The sequence below is a fragment of the uncultured Arthrobacter sp. genome, from assembly GCF_964021775.1.
GTDB lineage: Bacteria > Actinomycetota > Actinomycetes > Actinomycetales > Micrococcaceae > Arthrobacter.
Genome location: NZ_CAXHZI010000009.1, coordinates 87,062 through 106,246 on the forward strand (window position 1 = coordinate 87,062; position 19,185 = coordinate 106,246).

Genomic DNA, 19,185 nt, shown 5'->3' on the forward strand with positions numbered 1-19,185 from the left:
GGACGCGCCGGCTGCTCAGCCCCGCGGGCCGTTGCCGCCGGTGCCGGCGCCGTTGTTGCCGCCGCTGCCGTTCCCGGTGCTGGGGTTGTTCCCGTTCGGGTTGCGGTGGCGGGCGGCACCTTCGACGATGAGCTCGACGGCGAGCGCCGGATCGTCGACCACCTGCACCAGGTCGAGGTCTTCCTCCGACATCATGCCCTCGGCGACCAGGGTGGTCTGAATCCATTCCAGCATTGGGCTCCAGAAGGCGGTCCCGATCAGCACGATCGGGAACGAAGTCACCTTGCGGGTCTGGACCAGGACCATGGCTTCGAAGAGCTCATCCAGGGTGCCGAGGCCGCCGGGCAGCACGATGAAGCCCTGCGCGTACTTCACGAACATGGTCTTCCGCGCGAAGAAGTACCGGAAGTTGATGCCCAGGTCCACCCACTGGTTCATGCCCTGCTCGAAGGGCAGCTCGATCCCGAGGCCCACCGATACGCCGTTGCCCTGGACCGCGCCCTTGTTGGCCGCTTCCATGGAGCCGGGACCGCCGCCGGTGATCACGGCCAGCCCCGCCTCGGCCAGCCTGCGGCCCACCTCGACGCCCAGCTCGTAGTTGAGGCTGCCGGGCACGGTCCGGGCCGAGCCGAACACGCTGACCGCCGGGCCGAGGTCGGCGAGGGCGCCGAAGCCTTCCACAAATTCGCTCTGGATCCGCAGTACCCGCCACGGGTCGGTGTGCACAAACTGCCCGGGGCCCTTGGTGTCCAACAGTGTCTGGTCTGACATCGTGACCCTGGCCGCCTTGCGGCGCAATTCCAGCGGCCCCTTGTGCCGGATACCGTTGGCCGGCGGCGCGTCCCGCCGCCCGGAACCTGCCTTCGGCGCGGGGCTCTGGTCTTCGGTGGGCTGCGGCTCGGTACTCATGCCCATAGGCTAGCGCGGATCGGCAGCCCCGGCGCCCCGGCACGTCGGGCCCGGCGGACCGTGCGGCAGGACCCTGACCTGCGGATATCTCTTGGGTCACGATGTGGACCAACTCCGAGTGATTGCGGTCATATTCCGCTAATGTTCGCTAGATTCTTCTTATGACTACTCAAGTGCCCGGCGATGCCCTCGTCTCCCTGAATGCCGTGAACAAGCATTACGGCCAGTTGCACGTCCTCAAGGACATCAATCTGAACGTCCGCAAGGGAGAGGTCGTTGTTGTCATCGGCCCCTCGGGCTCCGGCAAGTCAACGCTCTGCCGCGCCATCAACCGGTTGGAAACCATCGATGACGGCGTCATCAGGATTGACGGCAAGGAACTGCCCGAGGAAGGCAAGGAGCTGGCCAAGCTGCGCGCCGACGTCGGGATGGTCTTCCAGTCCTTCAACTTGTTCGCGCACAAGACGATCCTGGAAAACGTCACGCTCGGCCCGATCAAGGTCAAGGGTGTGTCCAAGTCCGAGGCCGACAAGGACGCCATGGCTCTGCTGGAGCGCGTCGGCGTCGGACACCAGGCGCCGAAGCTGCCGGCCCAGCTCTCCGGCGGGCAGCAGCAGCGCGTCGCGATCGCCCGGGCCCTGGCCATGAAGCCGAAGGTGATGCTCTTCGACGAGCCCACCTCCGCGCTGGACCCGGAAATGATCAACGAGGTCCTCGACGTCATGATCCAGCTGGCCAAGGAAGGCATGACGATGATCGTGGTCACCCACGAGATGGGCTTCGCCCGCAAGGCAGCCGACCGCGTGGTGTTTATGGCGGACGGCCAGATCGTTGAGGACGCGACGCCCGAGGAGTTCTTCACCAACCCGAAGAGCGACCGGGCCAAGGACTTCCTGTCCAAGCTCCTGACCCACTGAGCCCTCCCGACCCGAAGCCTCTTCCCGATTTTTCCGCAGAGTTCGCACCCAGGCTGCCGTGAGGCAGCCGACCAATGAAAGGAATGTCATGATGGCATTTTTGACCCGAAGGAAATCCCTTCTGGTTGCCGCATCGGCAGCTCTGGCCCTGAGCCTGAGCGCGTGCGGCGGCAGCTCCTCCACTACCAACCCGCCCGTAGCCGAGAAGCCGAGCTTCGCCGCCGACAGCACCATGGCAAAGCTTTCCTCCGCCGGCAAGATCACCATCGGCACCAAGTTCGACCAGCCGCTCTTCGGCCAGAAGGGCCTCGACGGCAAGCCCGTCGGCTTCGACGTTGAGATCGGCAAGCTGCTCGCCGCGAAGCTGGGCATCTCCGCCGACAAGATCGAGTGGGTCGAGACGGTTTCCGCCAACCGCGAGCAGTTCATTGAGCAGGGCAAGGTCGACCTCATCGTCGCCACCTACACGATCAACGACAAGCGCAAGACCAGAGTGGACTTCGCCGGCCCGTACTACGAGGCTGGCCAGGCGCTGATGGTGAACAAGGACAACACCTCGATCACCAAGCCCGAGGACGTCAAGGGCAAGAAGGTCTGCTCCGTGACCGGTTCCACCCCTGCCTCCACGATCGTGGAGAAGTACGGCGCCGTCCTGGTTCCGGCCGCCACCTACTCCGCCTGCCTTGAGCCGCTGCGCAACAAGCAGGTTGAGGCCGTCACCACCGACAACGTCATCCTGGCCGGCTTCGTCAACAAGGAGCCGGACGCCTTCAAGCTGGCCTCCGACGAGACCTTCACCAAGGAGCCGTACGGCATCGGCCTGAAGAAGGACGACAAGGTCTTCCGCACCTGGATCAACGACCAGCTGGAAGCCTTCGACAAGGACGGTTCCTACAAGAAGGCTTGGGAAGCAACCGCCGGCGCTGTCATCAAGACGGCTCCGAAGCTCCCCACGATCGACCGCTACTAATCCGGGTGTGGCGGCCGCATGCCCGCAGCTCCTGCGGCCCGGCGGCCGCCACTGTCCTGGTAACGCTTGAACCCCCTCAACGCAGCTGAAGGAACTTATGGACGTCATCATTGAAAGCCTGCCCCAGTACTGGGACGGCTTTCTCAGAACCCTCTTCCTGGCAGTGGTCTCGGGAATTATCGCGCTCGTTTTCGGCACCCTGCTCGCGGCTGCCCGGGTCTCCCCCATCGCCGCCCTGCGCGGCTTCAGCATGGCCTACGTGGAGATTGTCCGGAACACCCCGCTGACCATCGCGTTCTTCTTCGCCGCTGTGGTGCTGCCCCGCCTGGGTGTCACGTTCCAGCAGTTCGAAATCGCGGCCATCATCGCCCTGAGCGCCTACACCGCCGCCTTCATCGCCGAGGCCGTCCGCTCCGGCGTCAACAGCGTCCCGGTGGGCCAGGCCGAGGCCGCCCGCAGCATCGGCATGCAGTTCGGCCAGGTACTCTCCCTGATCATCCTGCCGCAGGCCCTGCGCACGGTGATCCCGCCGTTGATCAATATCCTCATCGCCCTGGTGAAGAACTCCTCCGTGGCCGGCGCGTTCTATGTGCTGGAACTCTTCGGCTACGGCAAGCAGCTGGCCAACGACCACGGCGATGCCGTGATGTGGGTCCTCGTTGGCGTCGCGTTCTTCTACCTGCTGATTACCGTCCCGCTTGGCTACCTGGCCAACGTGGTTGAACGAAAGGTGGCGATCGCACGATGAGCTCAGTTCTCTACGACGTCCCGGGCCCCAAGGCCCGCCGCGTTTCCCTGATCGGCTCGGTCATCGGCGTGCTGGTGATCGGTGCCCTGCTGGTCCTGGCCGTTATGACCCTCGCCCAGCAAGGCATCTTCGAGGGCCAGCGCTGGGCCATCTTCGGCCAGGCCGACGTCTGGACACTGATCGCCAACGGCATCGGGGCCACGCTCAGTGCCGCCGCGGTGGCTGCCGTGATCGCCTTCCCGCTGGGCCTGCTGCTGTGCCTGATGCGGATTTCCGACGTGGCCTGGATCCGCGTTCCCACCCGCATCGTGCTGGAATTCCTGCGCGGCATGCCGGTGGTCCTGATGATGCTGTTCGTGCTGCTGGTCTTTGCCACGAGCTCCTTCATCGCCGTCGTGGCGGGCCTGGTGCTGTACAACTCGGCCATCTTCGCCGAAATCATCCGCGCCGGCATCCAGTCGCTGCCCAAGGGGCAGCGTGAGGCCGGCCTGGCGATCGGCCTGACCAGCTTCCAGTCGCGGCTGACCATCGAACTGCCGCAGGCCATCCGCCGGATGCTCCCCTCGCTCGTGGCACAGCTGGTGGTGCTCCTCAAGGACACCTCGCTCGGTTACATCGTGGCCTACGGCGAGCTCCTCCGGGCGGTCCAGGTCATGGCCGACTTCCTGGGTCCGCAGTACCTCTTCCCGGTGTTCTTCGTGGCCGCGGCCATCTACATCGCGATCAACCTGGCGGTCTCCCGCCTCGCGATCTGGATCGAGCGGCGCGGATCCAAGAAGGCCGCCGGCGGCATGGCCCACGTCCCGGTCGCCGGAACCGCCCCGGCCAAGTAGGCCGCAGCGGACACCACGCGCCAACGCAAGAGGTCCGGAACCCCGTCGGGGTTCCGGACCTCTTGCGTTAGTAGTTTGCTGGGCCGGCGGGGTTCCGGCGAACTACACGCCCAGCCAGCTGCGTAGCGCCCGCAGGCACTCCCGGACCGCGTCGGCGTCGACGTGCTCATCGTCCTTGTGCGCCAGCAGTGCATCCCCCGGCCCGAAGTTCACGGCCGGGACGCCGAGCTCGCTGAAACGCGCGACGTCGGTCCAGCCGTACTTCGGCTTCGGCTCCGCGCCGACGGCGGTGACGAAGGAGGCGGCGGCGGGGTGGTTCAGGCCGGGCCGGGCCCCGTTCGCCCCGTCGGTGCGGACCAGCTCGAAGCCGGCGAGCAGTTCGCGGACGTGCTCCTCGGCCTGTTCCATGGACTTGTCCGGTGCGAAGCGGTAGTTGATCTCCACGACGCAGCGGTCCGGGATGACGTTGCCGGCGGTGCCGCCGTTGACCCGCACGGCGTTGAGGCTCTCCCGGTAGTCCAGGCCGTCGACGGTGACCGTCCGGGGCTCGTAGGCGGCCAGCCTGGCGAGGATCGGCGCCGCGGCATGGATCGCGTTGCTGCCCATCCAGGCCCGCGCCGAGTGGGCCGCCTCGCCGACCGTGGTGGCCTCAAAGCGGATGGTGCCGTTGCAGCCGCCCTCGACGGTCCCGTCCGTGGGTTCGAGCAGGATCGCGAAGTCACCCTCGAGCAGGCCGCCATGGTTCCGAACCAGCCGGCCGAGGCCGCTCTTGACCCCCTCGACTTCCTCATGGTCATAAAAGACGAACGTGACGTCCTTGTCCGGCTCCGCGCCGCCGTCGAACATTCCTGCCGCGAGCGCGAGCTGCACCGCGACGCCGCCCTTCATGTCGGTGGCACCGCGGCCGTACAGGATGCCCTCCCCCGGCGCCCCGGAGGGCCAGTAGGAAGGGACGGTGCCCAGCGCGCCCTCGGTGGTGGGCAGCGGAACGGTGTCCAGGTGCCCGGCGAGGATGACCCGCTCCGCCCGGCCCAGGTTGGTACGGGCGATCATCGCGTCGCCGTCGCGGGTCAGCTCGAGCTGCGGGATGGCACGCAGGGCATGTTCGACGGCGTCGGCCAGCCGGCGTTCGTCTCCGGAGACGCTGAAAATGTCGATGATGTCCGCGGTCAGCAGGGCAACGTCCTGGCGCAGGTCCAGGCGGGCAGGGGCAGTATGCTCAGTCACCGTTCCACTGTATATGCCGGCCCCCCGTCACCGGTTTCAGGTAGCGCGGGGGCCGTCTATAGACTTGACGCATGACTGAAACCGCTTCTGCTGCCGTGCCCGCCGACGCCCGCTCCGCCTACGGATACGGGGTCGCGACCATCGCCACCCGCAACGGTGGGGCCACCGTGCTGGACGTCTGGTTCCCGGCGCCGGCGCTCGGAACCGCGGCGGAAAACCTGCGCGACGTCGCCAACGCGGACCAGTCGCTGCTGGACATCGCCGCCCACGGCGCCGACGCCGACCGCGGCACCGAACAGAAGGTCGTTTTCGCCCAGATCCACCTCGACGAGGCCCCGGCCGACACCGCGGACGCGTACCTGCGCCTGCACCTGCTCTCGCACCGCCTGGTCAAGCCGAACAGCATCAACCTGGACGGCATCTTCGGGAAGCTGCCCAACGTCGTCTGGACCAACTTCGGCCCCGCCGCCGTCGAGGACTTCGAGCTGACCCGTGCCCGGCTGCGCAGGCGCGGCGCCGTCACCGTTTACGGCGTGGACAAGTTCCCGCGGATGGTCGACTATGTCATCCCCTCCGGTGTCCGGATCGCCGACGCAGACCGGGTGCGCCTGGGCGCGCACCTGGCCGAAGGCACCACGGTCATGCACGAGGGGTTCGTGAACTTCAACGCCGGCACGCTCGGCACGTCCATGGTTGAGGGCCGCATCTCCGCCGGCGTCGTGGCCGGGGACGGCTCCGACGTTGGCGGCGGCGCCTCCATTATGGGAACCCTCTCCGGCGGCGGCAAGGAGAAGATCTCCCTGGGCGAGCGGGTCCTGCTCGGCGCCAACTCCGGCGTGGGCATCAGCATCGGCGACGACTCCGTCGTCGAGGCCGGCCTGTACGTCACGGCCGGCACCCGGGTGCGGGTGGCGGGGCCGAAAGACGCCGACGGCGAGGACACCAGCCGGATCGTCAAGGCCGTGGAGCTCTCCGGCGTCCCCAACCTGCTCTTCCGCCGCAACTCCTCCACCGGCGAAGTGGAAGTACTCCCGCGCCGGGGACAGACCGTTGAGCTCAACGAGGCTCTGCACGCCAACTAGGCACCGGCGGACAACCGACCGGCTAAAGCATGGACCGGCCCTGGCGGGCCCGAGGGAGTAGTTACGTGGCACGCAGAGGTGGCTGGCGCCGTCGGATCGTGCTGTTGCTGGCCCTGGCCATGGTGGCGGGCGCCATCTACACGGCGGTGGGGTTCCTGCAGCGCTCCGAAACGCTGATCACCGAGCGCTGCACCGCGGTGGGCGCCGGCGGCGAGGACCTGGCCACCGACCAGGCCGCGAACGCTGCACTCATCAGCGCCATCGCGGTCCGGCGCGGGTTGCCCGCGCGCGCGGCGAGCATCGCCCTGGCCACGTCCATGCAGGAATCGAAGCTGCGCAATATCGGCCACGGCGACCAGGCGGGCCCGGATTCGCGTGGCCTGTTCCAGCAGCGGCCCTCGCAGGGCTGGGGCACCGAGGCGCAGGTGATGGATCCGTACCACGCCACCAACGCGTTTTACGATGCGCTCGAAAAGGTCCCGGGTTACCAGGTCATTCCCATCACCGAGGCCGCGCAACGGGTCCAGCGTTCGGCGTATCCGGGCGCCTACGCCCAGCACGAGCCCATGGCCCGTGCCTTCGCGTCGGCTCTGACGGGCCAGACCGCCCAGGGCGTGGACTGCTCCTTACGCAAGCCGGAGGCTGCCGGGGACGCCGGCCAGGTCCGGCAGCGGCTGGCGGCCGCGTTCGGCGCCCTCCCGGCGACGGCGGCCGGACGGACGGTGACGGTCCAGGCCCAGGACACCCGGGCGTGGGCGGTGGCGCAGTGGGCGGTGGCCAATGCGAAGGCCCTGTCCATTACCGAGGTCCGGGTGGACGGGCAGCACTGGTCGCGGCTCTCGCACGACGGCTGGCAGGCGACGGACGTGCCGGCGGGGCAGGTCAGCATCACGGTCGCCGACACGCCGGCGCCCTAGCCGTTGCCGCGGGATCAGGGGCCCGGGGTCAGGGGCCCGGGGTCAGACCAGCAGGTCGACGACCGGCTGGACGTAGCTGCGGAACAGCTCCGGCTCGGACAGCAGGGCCGAGCTCATGATGATCTTGTCCGGCTCCAGGTACCAGGCCCGCGGTTCGGCGAGGGGAAGCTCGATGATGGTCAGCTCGAAATCGCGTGCGGCCCGCCCGACTTCCAGCAACCGGTCGTCCACCATGTCGGCGAGCAGCTGCGTGGCGCCGCTGGCGTCCCGCTCCGCCTCGAGCGCCAGGTACTCGCCGCGGCGTTCCCGGGCCCAGCTGAGGGCGGCGCCGAAGTGGGCCTGGAGCACGCGCCGGAGGGCCGGGGAGTTGCCGAAGGCGTGGAACCCGGGAGGGCCCAGCTCGGGCTCCATCTCCGGGTGGGCCTTGAGCAGTTGCGCCCACCACGCCTCCCACTCGGTCTTCAGGGCCGGCATGCCGCCGACCTCGTCGATGAGGTGGGTGTGGTCGGAGGACCGGATCTTCGGGGCCACGTGGCAAAGGGCCGGGTGGCCCGCGGTGTCCAAACCGGCGGCGTCGCGGACGTAGAGCGCTATGAGCATTGGACCTGAGGTGTCCATGGTGATTCGCCAGCCGGGACCGCCTGTGTGGTGCATCCGATTTGCCTCCCTTGGCATGACGTACTTGTCCAGTCTATTCCTGAAGGTAGCGCACGTTAATGGCTGCCAGCGCGGCTGCCCAGGCTCGCCAGATGGGCTTCCAGTACATCGTGGCACATTTGCGCCGTCATCCATTCCGGCTGCAGCAGCGCGTGCATGGTCAATCCGTCCAGCGTGGCCAGCAGCCGCTCGGCCTCGGTGACCAGTTGCTGCTGCCCGGCGCCGTCCGCGGCCCCGCCGTCGTCCGCCAGGGCCATCATCAGCCGGCCCACGACGGCGGCCACGGTGCGGTGGCTGCGGTCGGCCTCCGCGGCAAGGAACGGCCTGGTCCGGGCTGCGTTTTTGAAGGCCATCCAGACGCAGGCATCAACGGCCCGTTCCTCGTCCAGCGGCAGGAATTCCCCCAGCAGGGTTAACACGCCGCGGCGGTGCTCGGCCGACCCCGGGGCCGTCCCCGCCAGCCGCGCCTCGGCGGCCTCCAGGCGGCCGGCCACCCGGTCCACCACAACGCCGAACGAATGGGCCAGGAGTTCGTCGCTGCTGGCAAAGTAGTGCCGCACGGAACCCACCGCCAGCGCGGCTTCGTCGGCCACTTCGCGCAGCGAGGCCCGTTCAAGCCCGTCTGCCGCAACGATCCTGAAGACGGCGTCAACAACTTCCTGGCGCCGCAAAGCGGCGTCGACAAATTTGGGCATTGCTCCTTTTTAGCACGGATGTGCCCCTCTGCCGGCGCTCCACGCCGGTCCCACGCGCAACTCCAGCACCACCAACGCCGGCACCGGGGACGCCCGCGCCGGAGACTTTGGCATGAACGACGCCGGCCGCGCACCTCGAGCGTGAGGTGCGCGGCCGGCGTCGTACGTCATGCCTTAAAGCGCGGGGTAATTCCGTTCCGGTTCCCCGGTGTAGAGCTGGCGCGGGCGGCCGATCTTGGTGTTCGGGTCGCTGATCATTTCGCGCCACTGCGCGATCCAGCCCGGCAGTCGGCCGATCGCGAAGAGCACGGTGAACATCTTCTCCGGGAAGCCCATCGCCTTGTAGATCAGGCCGGTGTAGAAGTCCACGTTCGGGTAGAGCCTGCGCTGGATGAAGTAGTCATCCTGCAGGGCCTTTTCCTCGAGGCGGAGCGCGATGTCCAGCAGCTCGTCGTTGCCGCCGAGCTTGCTGAGGATCTCATGCGCGGTGGCCTTGACGATCTTGGCGCGCGGGTCGTAGTTCTTGTACACCCGGTGTCCGAAGCCCATCAGGCGGACGCCGTCTTCCTTGTTCTTGACCTTCTCCATGTAATCCTCGGGCTTGATGCCGTCGGCCTGGATCTGGCGGAGCATCTTGAGCACGGCCTCGTTGGCGCCGCCGTGGGCGGGGCCAAAGAGCGCGTTGATGCCGGCCGAGACGGAGGCAAAGAGGTTGGCGTTGGAGGAACCGACCAGCCGCACCGTGGAGGTGGAGCAGTTCTGCTCGTGGTCCGCGTGCAGGATCAGCAGCAGGTCCAGGGCCTTCGCGACCACCGGGTCCACCTCGTACTGCTCGGCCGGAAGGCCGAAGCTCAGGCGCAGGAAGTTCTCCACCAGGTTGTGGGAGTTGTCCGGGTACAGCATCGGCTGGCCGACGGACTTCTTCAGCGCGTACGCGGCGATGACCGGCATCTTGGCCAGCAGGCGGTAGGTGGACACCTCAACTTGCTCGGCGTTGAACGGGTCCAGCGAGTCCTGGTAGAACGTCGACAGGGCGGACACGGCCGAGGACAGCACCGGCATCGGGTGCGCATCGCGGGGGAAGCCGCTGAAGAAGCCCTTGAGCTCTTCGTGCAGCAGGGTGTGGTGCCGGATCCGCTGGTCGAAAGCCTCCAGTTCGGCCGGGGTCGGCAGGTTGCCGTAGATCAGCAGGTAGGAAACTTCCAGGAAGCTGGAGTGCTCGGCGAGCTGCTCGATCGGGTAGCCCCGGTAGCGCAGGATGCCGGCGTCGCCATCGATGTAGGTGATGGCCGAGGTGGTGGCCGCGGTGTTCATGAACCCGGGGTCAAAGGCAACGGCGCCGGTCTGCTTCAGCAGCTTGGAAACGTCGTAGCCTTCGTTTCCCTCAACAACCTTGATGCGCGGGAGCTCGAGCTCGCCGCCCGCATGACGCAGGGTTGCGCTGGTGGTCTCAGTCATGGATTCTCCTCATGAGGCATCGGGGCCCCTGTTGAAAGCTTGATCCAACATCTGGTGAGGCCGCCCACGGAACCTGTATCTGGACACGGATTCCAACGGCTGCGCTGCCTTCTTGTGGAAAGCCACCATTGATAGTCAGTTAAAAACTACCGCCAGTTCGCGGGTGGCACTAATCCGGAAGGTCTCCAAACCGACCAAATCCCGCATCTTGTGGCCCGCATCACAGCTTTGTTACGGTCCCGTAGCCAACCGCTCGACGGCGGCATCGATCCGTTCGTCGCTGGCCGTCAGCGCCACCCGGATGAAACCGTTGCCGGCGTCGCCGTAAAAGACGCCGGGGCCCACGACGATCCCGCGGTCGGCGAGCCTGCCGACCGTTTCCCAGGTGGCCTCGCCCGCGGTGGCCCACAGGTACAGCCCGGCGCGGGATTCGTGGATGTCCAGGCCGAACCGCTCCAGGGCCGGAACTATCCGTTCCCGCCGTCCGCGGTACAGGTCCTTCTGCGCCGCCACATGGTTGTCATCGCCGAGGGCAACCCGCATGGCCTCCTGGACCGGGTAGGGCACGATCATGCCGGCGTGTTTGCGGCTGTTCACCAGGTTCGCCATGAGGGCCGGGTCACCGGCGACAAAGGCGGCCCGGTAGCCCGCGAGATTGGACTGCTTGCTCAGCGAGTAGACCGCCAGCAGGCCCTCGTGGGAGCCTTCCGCGACCTGCGGGTCGAGGATGCTGGGGACCGGCGCGCCGCCGCGCTGGATGTCCCATTCGCCCCAGCCGAGTTCGGCATAGCACTCGTCCGAGGCGACGACCGCTCCGAGTTCCCGGGTCTGGCGGACAATCCGCTGCAGCGACGCGGCGTCACGGACGCTGCCGGTGGGATTGGCCGGCGAGTTAACCCACACGAGCCGCACGCGCGACCGGGTTCCGGCGTCGAGCTCATCCAGGTCGTCCGCGGCGACGTGCTCGGCCCCGGCGAAGGTGGCCCCGATGTCGTAGGTGGGGTATGCGACGGTCGGGCGGACGACGACGTCGCCGGCTTTGAGGCCCAGCAGGAAGGGCAGCCACGCCACCAGTTCCTTGGACCCGACCGTGGGCATCACGTTCTGCGGGTCCAGGCCGGGGACGCCGCGTCGGCGTCCGAACCAGGCCGCGATGGCTTCCCGGAGCGCCGGGGTGCCGTGCACCGTCGGGTAGCCGGGGGCGTTCGCGGCAGCCTTCAGCGCTTCCTGCACCAGCGCCGGGGTGTCGTCAACCGGGGTGCCGATGGAGAGGTTGGCCACTCCCCCGGGGTGCTCCGCGGCCCGCGCAAGGTACGGGGCCATGGCTTCCCACGGGTAGTCGGGCAGGCTGAGGCCGAAGCTGCGCAGCGCGGATGTCACTGGGGCGCCGTCCTAGGCGTCTTGGTTCTGCGGCGGCAGCGCAGCGATCATGGGGTGGTCCGTGTGGGTGTTGCCGATCTTGGCGGCGCCGCCCGGGGAGCCGAGCACATCGAAGAACTCGACGTTGGCCTTGTAGTAGTCGGCCCATTCCTCGGGGGTGTCATCCTCGTAGTAGATGGCCTCCACCGGGCAGACCGGCTCACAGGCGCCGCAGTCGACACACTCGTCCGGGTGGATGTACAGGGAGCGCTCACCTTCGTAGATGCAATCGACGGGGCACTCTTCAATACATGCCTTGTCTTTGACATCTACACACGGCTGCGCGATTACGTACGTCACGTCCCTGGCCTCTCCACGTTGGTTCCGGCATCCCGCCGGTTCTTGCTCCCGGCCTGAGCGCCGGGCTGCTGACTTCCGAGCCTATTATCTCCCAGTCTGATCCCGCGAACCTAGCCGGGCGTCACAGAGCCCGCGCGTCCTACTATGAATTGGTGAGTTCATTGATCCCGCAGCCGCACCAGTTCCTCTCCGACGCCCCGCTGGGAACCCGTGTGGTGGTGCGCTACCGGATCGAGGGCGGCCTCCTCACGGATGCGCTCGGCGAACTCGTGGACAGGGCCCACGGCGGCTGCACCGTCCGCACCCGCCGCGCCGACGTCGTCATCCCGCTGCGGCTGGTGGTGGCGGCCAAGGCGGTGCCGCCCGCCCCGCCGCGCCGTCCCGCGGGACATGCCCTCCCCTAGCCCGCCCCGCGGGACATGCCCTCCCTGAGCCTTGAGCAATGGACATAGTGCCCCTATGTCCAACCTTGGCCGCACGGGCGGGGCATGCTCCCTCCCCGCTGGGCCCGGCCGCGGAGCATGTCCATCGTTGGCGGCGTACTCGGCACATGCCCCTAGGAGGGTGCAGGGACGGCGCATAACCAGCGATACAGACGCCGGCTGGACACCGGCCCTCGCGGCCTCGAACGGCGGCTCCAACGCCTGGATACCCGTCCTCAGGCGGCCGCAGAAATCCGGTTCAACGCCTCTCGGACCATGGCGATGAATTCGTGCGGGCGGTATTTGAGCAGCGCGTAAGTTACGACCAGCGTGGGCACGCCAAGCCGCGTGGTGACGTTCCACCGCCGTCGGTCTTCTTCAAAACTCGCCCGGTCCATATGGAAACCGGCCCCGTCGGCCTCGATTCCAAGGCGGCCGTCCACCATGAGGTCCAGATGGCCCATTCCGGGTATGTTCACCTGCGACTCGACATGGAAGCCCGCCCGCCGGAGCAGAAACCGCGCCATGCATTCAATGGCCGACTGCGACTGCGGAACGATGGCTGCGGCGATTCGCCGTTCGCGTGCGTCGCTTCTGCCGGCCAGGCGCTGTCGGAGGGCTGACAGTGGAAGGCCCTTGAGGACGACGGCGGATTCGGCAATCACGAGGCCGTCCAGCTCCGGCAGGCAGCGCAGGCTCTGGACCACGGTGTCCAACAGGGTTGGCGGGGCCGCCATGCGATGACAGACATAACCGAGGTAGCTGCGGCTATGGGTCACCGCAACGTGCCGCTGTTCGGCCGTGCCAAGCACCCAGAGCCCGGCAAACTGGGCCGCACTGACGCAGGCGGGCTCGGCGGGCAAGGAACGGATGGCAACAAGCTGCGGATCCGCGTTCGGTGTTGAGTAGACGCCGCGGGCCACCCGGGCGACAACGCCGCTGGCAAGGGCCTCCCTAAGCTGGAAGTCTGACACCCCCGCAGCCGCGAGATGCTTGGCGCGGGCCACGCCGTCGTAGTTGGCAATTACTTCACTGACTTTGACCATGCCCCTATGGTCCGGATCCGTGCCAGGCCCGGACACCCTGAGCCTGCGCTATGTGCACAAGTGCAGGCCCAGGGTGTGCGGGATGGACATACCCATCGCTCAGGACCGGACATGCCCGGTGTCGGGCTTGAGCGGTGGACATGGTGCCAATATGTTCACGCTATGTCGCGAAGACTGAGCATGTCCCTCGGGGGCTCCAAAAAAATGAGCATGTCCCTCGGGGGGTGCGAAAAATGAGCATGTCCCTCGGCGGGGGCGGGTTACGGCAGGGCCTTTCGCCCGGTGTAGCGGCGGCACCAGGCGAGCATGGCCACGGAGACCGCGGCGATGCCGAACATCCAGACGTACCCGGCGGGGTCCCCGAGGATCAGCCGCTTGCCCGGGTCCAGGGTGGACCACCAGCCGGTAAGTGCGTAGCAGCCGGCGCCGCACACCGCCGTCGGGAGCAGCGAACGGAACGCCACCCCCAGCAGCAGCTCCACCGACGCCAGCAGCACCAGCGCGGCCACAATGCCCCAAGGGAGCTCGACGCCGCCCACCGGAAGACGCTGCCGGTGCAGCACGGTGCCGGCGAGGGCAACAAAAAGAGCTGCCGGCAGGGCGGCGGCAATACCGCCTGCCCTGACGGCAGCTCTCTTAGTCACGTCTCAGCCGAAGCCCTGTATTAGACCTTGGCGCGGGCGCGGTTGGCCTTGGCACGCTCGTTGGTGTCCAGGATGACCTTGCGGATGCGGATCGCATCCGGGGTCACCTCGACGCACTCGTCTTCGCGGGCGAATTCGAGGGACTCTTCGAGGGTCAGGTCGCGCGGCGGCGTCAGGTTCTCGAAGGTGTCCGAGGAAGCGGCACGCATGTTGGTGAGCTTCTTTTCCTTGGTGATGTTGACGTCCATGTCGTCGGCGCGGGAGTTCTCGCCGACGATCATGCCCTCGTAGACCTCGGAGGTGGGCTTGACGAAGAAGGAGCCGCGTTCCTGCAGGTTGATCATGGCGAACGGGGTCACCACACCGGCGCGGTCGGCGATCATCGAACCGTTGGTGCGGTATTCGATCGGGCCGGCCCACGGCTCGTAGCCTTCGGAGATGGACGCTGCGATGCCGGCGCCGCGGGTGTCCGTGAGGAACTTGGTGCGGAAGCCGATCAGGCCACGGGCCGGAACGATGAACTCCATGCGGCACCAGCCGGTGCCGTGGTTGGCCATGTTGGTCATGCGGCCCTTGCGGGCGGCCATGAGCTGCGTGACGGCGCCGAGGTACTCTTCCGGCACGTCGATGGTCATGTGCTCCATCGGCTCGTGGACCTTGCCGTCGATGGTCTTGGTGACAACCTGCGGCTTGCCGACGGTCAGCTCGAAGCCTTCGCGGCGCATCTGCTCGACCAGGATGGCCAGCGCCAGTTCGCCACGGCCCTGGACTTCCCAGGCGTCCGGACGCTCGGTGGGGAGCACCTTGATGGAGACGTTACCGATCAGTTCCTTGTCCAGACGGTCCTTGACCTGGCGGGCCGTAACCTTCGCGCCCTTGACCTTGCCGGCCAGCGGCGAGGTGTTGATACCGATGGTCATGGAGATCGCGGGATCATCCACCGTGATCAGCGGCAGCGGCTGCGGGTTCTCCGCGTCGGTCAGGGTCTCACCAATGGTGATTTCCTCGATGCCGGCGACGGCGACGATCTCGCCCGGGCCCGCGGACTCGGCCGGGACGCGGTCCAGCGCCTTGGTGGCAAGCAGCTCGGTGATCTTGACGTTCTTGAGCTCACCGTTGGCGCGCGCCCAGGCAACGGTCTGGCCCTTGCGCAGGGTGCCGTTGTAGATACGCAGCAGGGCCAGGCGGCCGAGGAACGGCGAGGCGTCGAGGTTGGTGACGTGGGCCTGCAGCACACCGTTCGGGTTGTACGTCGGGGCCGGGATGTGATCGATGATGGTCTGGAACAGCGGCTCCAGGTCCTCGTTCTCCGGGGCGGTGCCGTCGGCGGGCTGTTCGAGGGAAGCGCGGCCGACCTTGGCGGCGGCATAGACAACCGGAACGTTCAGGATCTTGTCCAGGTCCAGGTCCGGAACTTCGTCGGCGAGGTCGGAGGCCAGGCCCAGGAGCAGGTCCATGGACTCGTGCACGACTTCTTCGATCCGGGCGTCGGGGCGGTCGGTCTTGTTGACCAGCAGGATCACCGGGAGGTGCGCGGCGAGAGCCTTGCGCAGCACGAAGCGGGTCTGCGGCAGCGGGCCCTCGGAGGCATCGACAAGCAGGACGACGCCGTCGACCATGGACAGGCCGCGCTCGACCTCACCGCCGAAGTCGGCGTGGCCGGGGGTGTCGATCACGTTGATGGTGATGGTCTCGCCGTGCGAGGACGGGCCGTTGTAGGCCACCGTGGTGTTCTTGGCCAGGATGGTGATGCCCTTTTCGCGTTCCAGGTCACCGGAGTCCATGACGCGGTCTTCGAGGTGGTTGTGCTCGGCAAAGGAGTTGGTCTGCTTGAGCATGGCGTCGACCAGAGTGGTCTTGCCGTGGTCAACGTGGGCCACGATCGCGACGTTGCGCAGGTCACTGCGCGATGCAGTGGCTACCGCAGTGTTGGTGGTGGTTTCAGACATGCGTTATTGCTCGATTCAGTGGTGAAGTCAGCTGTTGTATCGCGACATTTCCAACCGGAACGCACGACGGACAAGGCCCTTTGACACAGGGCGCCTTCATCCATTCTAGACGCTAGGGCATTTATTGGCCTAAAATCCGGAAGCGCCCCTCCCCCGCCCTGTTACCGAATCGTGAACCCGCCGGGCCAAGATGTGACCAAAGTCACTGGCATTCCGTGCGGGGATGCCCCACTATTGCTGGAGTAACTACGAGCGCGCGGGGAGTCCCAGATGCTAAATGCCCCGATGATGGCCCGTATCATCCCGCCCGTGCTCGCCGCGGCACTCGCCCTTGGCGGGTGTGCACCGGCCCTGCAATCGGCGGCGCCGCCCAACACTTCGGACCGGGTGAAGGCTGTCCCGGCGGCCGCAGCGGCAGGTCCCGGCCAGCCTGCCGCGGCGGGGTCCGTCCGCAGGAAAACCGCCGTCGACCCGCACAGCCTGCCCGCCGGCTCGCTGTACCGGAACCCGGCCAGCGGCAGGGACGAAATCATCGTGGAGGACATCGAGCACACTGCGGTGCTGATCGGCGATTCCCAGTCCGAGCCCGAGGGGAGCTGGCCCAGGCTGGCCCTTGGGCGGCTGGGCTACGACGTCGTCTTCTGCGGCGGGGGCGGCACCGGCTTTGTGGCCAGCAACGGCGTCCGCGGCAACTACATCGACGCGCTGGAACACGGTGACTGGCACCTCCCTTACGGCTCGCCACCGGTGGTCGTGATCGAGGGCGGCGGAAACGATGCGACCAAGGGTGCCTCGGATACCGAGATCGCGGAGAACGCCGAACGCCTGATCGATGCCGTCGAACACCGGTACCCCACGGCCGACGTCGTGATGGTCGGGACGCTCGCGCGGGGCGCGCAGGCAGGAGGCGGACGCCGGACTGAGGTGGACTCGCTGCTCGGCGCGGTCGCCAAAGAGTACGGGCTCTCCTTCGTCAGCGTGGGCGACTGGCTGACCCGTTACGGCCTCGCCGAGCATCTGGCTGATGACCGGCACCTGGACCCGGACGGCCACGAGGTGGCGGCGGTCGAGCTGGAGAAGCGATTCGAGGCCCTCGGCCTCATCTAAGGACCGGACGGCTCCCGGAGCGCACAACAAGCACCGCAAAACCAGAGCAGCGCAAGGCCCCGGACAGCAAAGCGAGCCGGCGCCCACCAACAGGTGGACGCCGGCTCGCTTGCTAAGCGGCGGTGTCGTGCGCAGTGCCGGCGCGGCAGACGGGTGCTAGGCCGTGGCCGCCGCGGGCGGAAGCATCAGCTTGGCACCGGGAATCGCGTTCAGCAGGGCCTTGGTGTAGTCCTGCCGCGGCGAGTCGAAGACCTCGTCGGTGGAGCCGGTTTCGACCAGTTTGCCCTTCTCCATCACGCACACGTGGTCGGCGATCTGCCGGACCACCGCGAGGTCATGGGTGATGAACAGGTAGGTCAGGCCCAGCCTGGACTGCAGATCCGCGAGCAGGTTCAGCACCTGCGCCTGGACCAGCACGTCGAGTGCCGAGACGGCCTCGTCGCAGATGATCACCTCCGGGTCCAGCGCCAGGGCCCGCGCGATGGCGACGCGCTGGCGCTGGCCGCCGGAGAGCTCATTCGGGTAGCGCTGCATGGTGGACTGCGGCAGCGCCACCTGGTCCAGCAGTTCCCGGACCTTCTTCTCGCGGCTGGCCTTGTCCCCGATCTTGTGGGTCCGCAGCGGCTCCTCGATGGTCCGGAAGATGTTGTACATCGGGTCGAGGGAGCCGTAGGGGTCCTGGAAGATCGGCTGCACGCGGCGGCGGAAGGCGAAGATCTCCTTGCTGTTCAGCGTGGAGGTATCGACGCCGTCGAACACGATTTTGCCCGAGGTGGGCTGCAGCAGGTTCAGGACCATCTGCGCCACCGTGGACTTGCCGGAACCCGACTCCCCCACGATCGCCGTCGTGGTTCCGCGCTTGACGCTGAAGGAGACGTTGTCCACCGCGGTGAAGTCGGTGGAACGGCCGAAGCCGGAGCGCAGCTTGAAGACCTTGCTCAGGTTCTCGATCTGCAGCACCTCGTCGGGCATGCTGGATGCGACGACGACGTCCTCGGCGGGTGCCAGCAGGTCGTCCGACTCGACGCCCAGTTCCTTGGCCGCCTGGATCCGCCGCGACGCCAGCGAGGGAGCCGAGGCGACCAGCCGCTGGGTGTACGGGTGCTGCGGGTTCTGCAGCAGCTCCAAAGACGGTCCGGCTTCGACCACCTGTCCCCGGTACATCACCACGACCTTGTCGGCGCGTTCGGCGGCCAGGCCCAGGTCGTGGGTGATCAGCAGGACGGCCGTGCCGAGTTCGGTGGTCATCTTGTCCAGGTGGTCCAGGATCTGGCGCTGCACGGTCACGTCCAGGGCCGACGTCGGCTCATCGGCGATGAGCAGGCGCGGCTGGCAGGACAGGCCGATGGCGATCAGGGCGCGCTGGCGCATGCCGCCGGAGAATTCGTGCGGGTACTGGCCGGCGCGTCGGGCAGCGTCCGGCAGCCCGGCTTCGGAGAGCACCTTCGCGACGTCGTCCGGCCCGCTGGGCAGTCCGTTCGCCTTGAGGGTTTCCCGCACCTGGTAGCCGATCTTCCAGACCGGATTGAGGTTGGACATCGGGTCCTGCGGCACCATGCCGATGCTGTTGCCGCGCAGCTCGATCATGCGCTTCTCCGAGGCGTGGGCAATGTCCTCGCCGTCAAAGATCACCTGGCCGGCGGCCACCCGGCCGTTGCCGGGCAGCAGGCCGATGGCGGCCAGCGCCGTCGTCGATTTGCCCGATCCGGACTCGCCGACGATGGCGACGGTCTCGCCCGGCATCACCGTGAGGTGCGCATTGCGGACCGCGTTGACCTCGCCATTGCTGGTGGTGAAGCTGATCGCCAGATCCTTGATTTCAAGGAGCGGCCGACCGGCGGGAGCACCGGCTTCGTGGATTTCGACAGAGGCGTTCATGGCGTCC

Annotated in this window: 19 protein-coding genes; 8 read left to right on the plus strand and 11 right to left on the minus strand. The window is 67.3% G+C overall.

The features are described 5' to 3' along the window. Positions 1-15 precede the first annotated feature (15 nt). Positions 16-909: a TIGR00730 family Rossman fold protein gene (locus ABIN76_RS10245; protein ID WP_346959603.1), complete on the minus strand. Its 894-nt coding sequence runs from the start codon at positions 907-909 to the stop codon at positions 16-18. 161 nt (positions 910-1,070) lie between these two features. Here ABIN76_RS10245 and ABIN76_RS10250 point away from each other — a divergent pair, with 161 nt between their 5' ends. The 4 genes from ABIN76_RS10250 (at position 1,071) to ABIN76_RS10265 (ending at position 4,377) form a co-directional block, all read left to right on the plus strand. Beyond that, positions 1,071-1,826, plus strand: a complete 756-nt coding sequence (locus ABIN76_RS10250) for an amino acid ABC transporter ATP-binding protein (protein ID WP_346959604.1) — start codon at positions 1,071-1,073, stop codon at positions 1,824-1,826. 88 nt (positions 1,827-1,914) lie between these two features. After that, the gene (locus ABIN76_RS10255) at positions 1,915-2,796 is read left to right on the plus strand and encodes a glutamate ABC transporter substrate-binding protein (protein WP_346959605.1); all 882 of its coding nucleotides are present in this window, start codon (positions 1,915-1,917) and stop codon (positions 2,794-2,796) included. Positions 2,797-2,893: 97 nt separating this feature from the next. Then, positions 2,894-3,544, plus strand: a complete 651-nt coding sequence (locus tag ABIN76_RS10260) for an amino acid ABC transporter permease (protein WP_346959606.1) — start codon at positions 2,894-2,896, stop codon at positions 3,542-3,544. Next, on the plus strand, positions 3,541-4,377 hold the full coding sequence (locus tag ABIN76_RS10265) for an amino acid ABC transporter permease (protein WP_346959607.1): 837 nt from the start codon (positions 3,541-3,543) through the stop codon (positions 4,375-4,377). The genes ABIN76_RS10260 and ABIN76_RS10265 overlap by 4 nt, the downstream gene beginning before the upstream one ends. 102 nt (positions 4,378-4,479) lie before the next feature. Here the strand turns inward: ABIN76_RS10265 and dapE are convergent, their stop codons facing one another. Next, positions 4,480-5,604: a succinyl-diaminopimelate desuccinylase gene (dapE, locus tag ABIN76_RS10270; RefSeq protein WP_346959608.1), complete on the minus strand. Its 1,125-nt coding sequence runs from the start codon at positions 5,602-5,604 to the stop codon at positions 4,480-4,482. Between the two features lie 71 nt (positions 5,605-5,675). On the opposite strand from dapE, the gene dapD reads away from it, so the two are divergent. After that, the gene (gene dapD, locus ABIN76_RS10275; protein WP_346959609.1) at positions 5,676-6,686 is read left to right on the plus strand and encodes a 2,3,4,5-tetrahydropyridine-2,6-dicarboxylate N-succinyltransferase; all 1,011 of its coding nucleotides are present in this window, start codon (positions 5,676-5,678) and stop codon (positions 6,684-6,686) included. A gap of 119 nt (positions 6,687-6,805) precedes the next feature. Continuing rightward, on the plus strand, positions 6,806-7,603 hold the full coding sequence (locus ABIN76_RS10280; RefSeq protein ID WP_346959634.1) for a hypothetical protein: 798 nt from the start codon (positions 6,806-6,808) through the stop codon (positions 7,601-7,603). 42 nt (positions 7,604-7,645) lie between these two features. Here the strand turns inward: ABIN76_RS10280 and ABIN76_RS10285 are convergent, their stop codons facing one another. From ABIN76_RS10285 to fdxA, 5 genes are all read right to left on the minus strand, one after another. Continuing rightward, positions 7,646-8,257, minus strand: a complete 612-nt coding sequence (locus ABIN76_RS10285) for a hypothetical protein (protein ID WP_346959610.1) — start codon at positions 8,255-8,257, stop codon at positions 7,646-7,648. A 59-nt stretch (positions 8,258-8,316) separates the two neighbouring features. Further along, complete coding sequence (locus tag ABIN76_RS10290; protein ID WP_346959611.1) at positions 8,317-8,955, minus strand: TetR family transcriptional regulator C-terminal domain-containing protein; 639 nt, start codon at positions 8,953-8,955, stop codon at positions 8,317-8,319. Positions 8,956-9,129: 174 nt separating this feature from the next. Further along, complete coding sequence (locus tag ABIN76_RS10295) at positions 9,130-10,413, minus strand: citrate synthase (protein ID WP_346959612.1); 1,284 nt, start codon at positions 10,411-10,413, stop codon at positions 9,130-9,132. A gap of 231 nt (positions 10,414-10,644) precedes the next feature. Continuing rightward, entirely contained in the window at positions 10,645-11,793 is a 1,149-nt protein-coding gene (gene dapC / locus ABIN76_RS10300) for a succinyldiaminopimelate transaminase (protein ID WP_346959613.1), read from the minus strand. Positions 11,794-11,805: 12 nt separating this feature from the next. Beyond that, the gene (gene fdxA / locus ABIN76_RS10305) at positions 11,806-12,132 is read right to left on the minus strand and encodes a ferredoxin (RefSeq protein WP_346959614.1); all 327 of its coding nucleotides are present in this window, start codon (positions 12,130-12,132) and stop codon (positions 11,806-11,808) included. Positions 12,133-12,284: 152 nt separating this feature from the next. Between fdxA and ABIN76_RS10310 the strand changes: the two genes are divergently transcribed. After that, positions 12,285-12,536, plus strand: coding sequence for a hypothetical protein (locus ABIN76_RS10310; protein ID WP_346959615.1), 252 nt, complete (start codon positions 12,285-12,287; stop codon positions 12,534-12,536). 254 nt (positions 12,537-12,790) lie between these two features. Here ABIN76_RS10310 and ABIN76_RS10315 read toward each other — a convergent pair whose 3' ends face one another. From ABIN76_RS10315 to typA, 3 genes are all read right to left on the minus strand, one after another. Then, positions 12,791-13,600 (minus strand): type IV toxin-antitoxin system AbiEi family antitoxin domain-containing protein, encoded by an 810-nt coding sequence (locus ABIN76_RS10315; protein WP_346959616.1) that lies wholly within the window; start codon positions 13,598-13,600, stop codon positions 12,791-12,793. A gap of 260 nt (positions 13,601-13,860) precedes the next feature. After that, entirely contained in the window at positions 13,861-14,244 is a 384-nt protein-coding gene (locus ABIN76_RS10320) for a hypothetical protein (protein WP_346959617.1), read from the minus strand. Between the two features lie 20 nt (positions 14,245-14,264). Next, on the minus strand, positions 14,265-16,193 hold the full coding sequence (typA, locus tag ABIN76_RS10325; RefSeq protein WP_175321302.1) for a translational GTPase TypA: 1,929 nt from the start codon (positions 16,191-16,193) through the stop codon (positions 14,265-14,267). A gap of 285 nt (positions 16,194-16,478) precedes the next feature. On the opposite strand from typA, the gene ABIN76_RS10330 reads away from it, so the two are divergent. Next, on the plus strand, positions 16,479-17,300 hold the full coding sequence (locus ABIN76_RS10330; RefSeq protein ID WP_346959618.1) for an SGNH/GDSL hydrolase family protein: 822 nt from the start codon (positions 16,479-16,481) through the stop codon (positions 17,298-17,300). A 156-nt stretch (positions 17,301-17,456) separates the two neighbouring features. Here ABIN76_RS10330 and ABIN76_RS10335 read toward each other — a convergent pair whose 3' ends face one another. Then, positions 17,457-19,178, minus strand: a complete 1,722-nt coding sequence (locus ABIN76_RS10335) for an ABC transporter ATP-binding protein (protein WP_346959619.1) — start codon at positions 19,176-19,178, stop codon at positions 17,457-17,459. Positions 19,179-19,185: the final 7 nt, after the last annotated feature.

Coding starts and splice junctions, on each gene's coding strand:
- ABIN76_RS10245 (WP_346959603.1), bottom strand. CDS start 909: ATGAGTACCGAGCCGCAGCCCACCGAAGACCAGAGCCCCGCGCCGAAG.
- ABIN76_RS10250 (WP_346959604.1), top strand. CDS start 1,071: ATGACTACTCAAGTGCCCGGCGATGCCCTCGTCTCCCTGAATGCCGTG.
- ABIN76_RS10255 (WP_346959605.1), top strand. CDS start 1,915: ATGATGGCATTTTTGACCCGAAGGAAATCCCTTCTGGTTGCCGCATCG.
- ABIN76_RS10260 (WP_346959606.1), top strand. CDS start 2,894: ATGGACGTCATCATTGAAAGCCTGCCCCAGTACTGGGACGGCTTTCTC.
- ABIN76_RS10265 (WP_346959607.1), top strand. CDS start 3,541: ATGAGCTCAGTTCTCTACGACGTCCCGGGCCCCAAGGCCCGCCGCGTT.
- dapD (WP_346959609.1), top strand. CDS start 5,676: ATGACTGAAACCGCTTCTGCTGCCGTGCCCGCCGACGCCCGCTCCGCC.
- ABIN76_RS10280 (WP_346959634.1), top strand. CDS start 6,806: ATGGTGGCGGGCGCCATCTACACGGCGGTGGGGTTCCTGCAGCGCTCC.
- ABIN76_RS10285 (WP_346959610.1), bottom strand. CDS start 8,257: ATGCACCACACAGGCGGTCCCGGCTGGCGAATCACCATGGACACCTCA.
- ABIN76_RS10290 (WP_346959611.1), bottom strand. CDS start 8,955: ATGCCCAAATTTGTCGACGCCGCTTTGCGGCGCCAGGAAGTTGTTGAC.
- ABIN76_RS10295 (WP_346959612.1), bottom strand. CDS start 10,413: ATGACTGAGACCACCAGCGCAACCCTGCGTCATGCGGGCGGCGAGCTC.
- ABIN76_RS10315 (WP_346959616.1), bottom strand. CDS start 13,600: ATGGTCAAAGTCAGTGAAGTAATTGCCAACTACGACGGCGTGGCCCGC.
- typA (WP_175321302.1), bottom strand. CDS start 16,193: ATGTCTGAAACCACCACCAACACTGCGGTAGCCACTGCATCGCGCAGT.
- ABIN76_RS10330 (WP_346959618.1), top strand. CDS start 16,479: ATGATGGCCCGTATCATCCCGCCCGTGCTCGCCGCGGCACTCGCCCTT.
- ABIN76_RS10335 (WP_346959619.1), bottom strand. CDS start 19,178: ATGAACGCCTCTGTCGAAATCCACGAAGCCGGTGCTCCCGCCGGTCGG.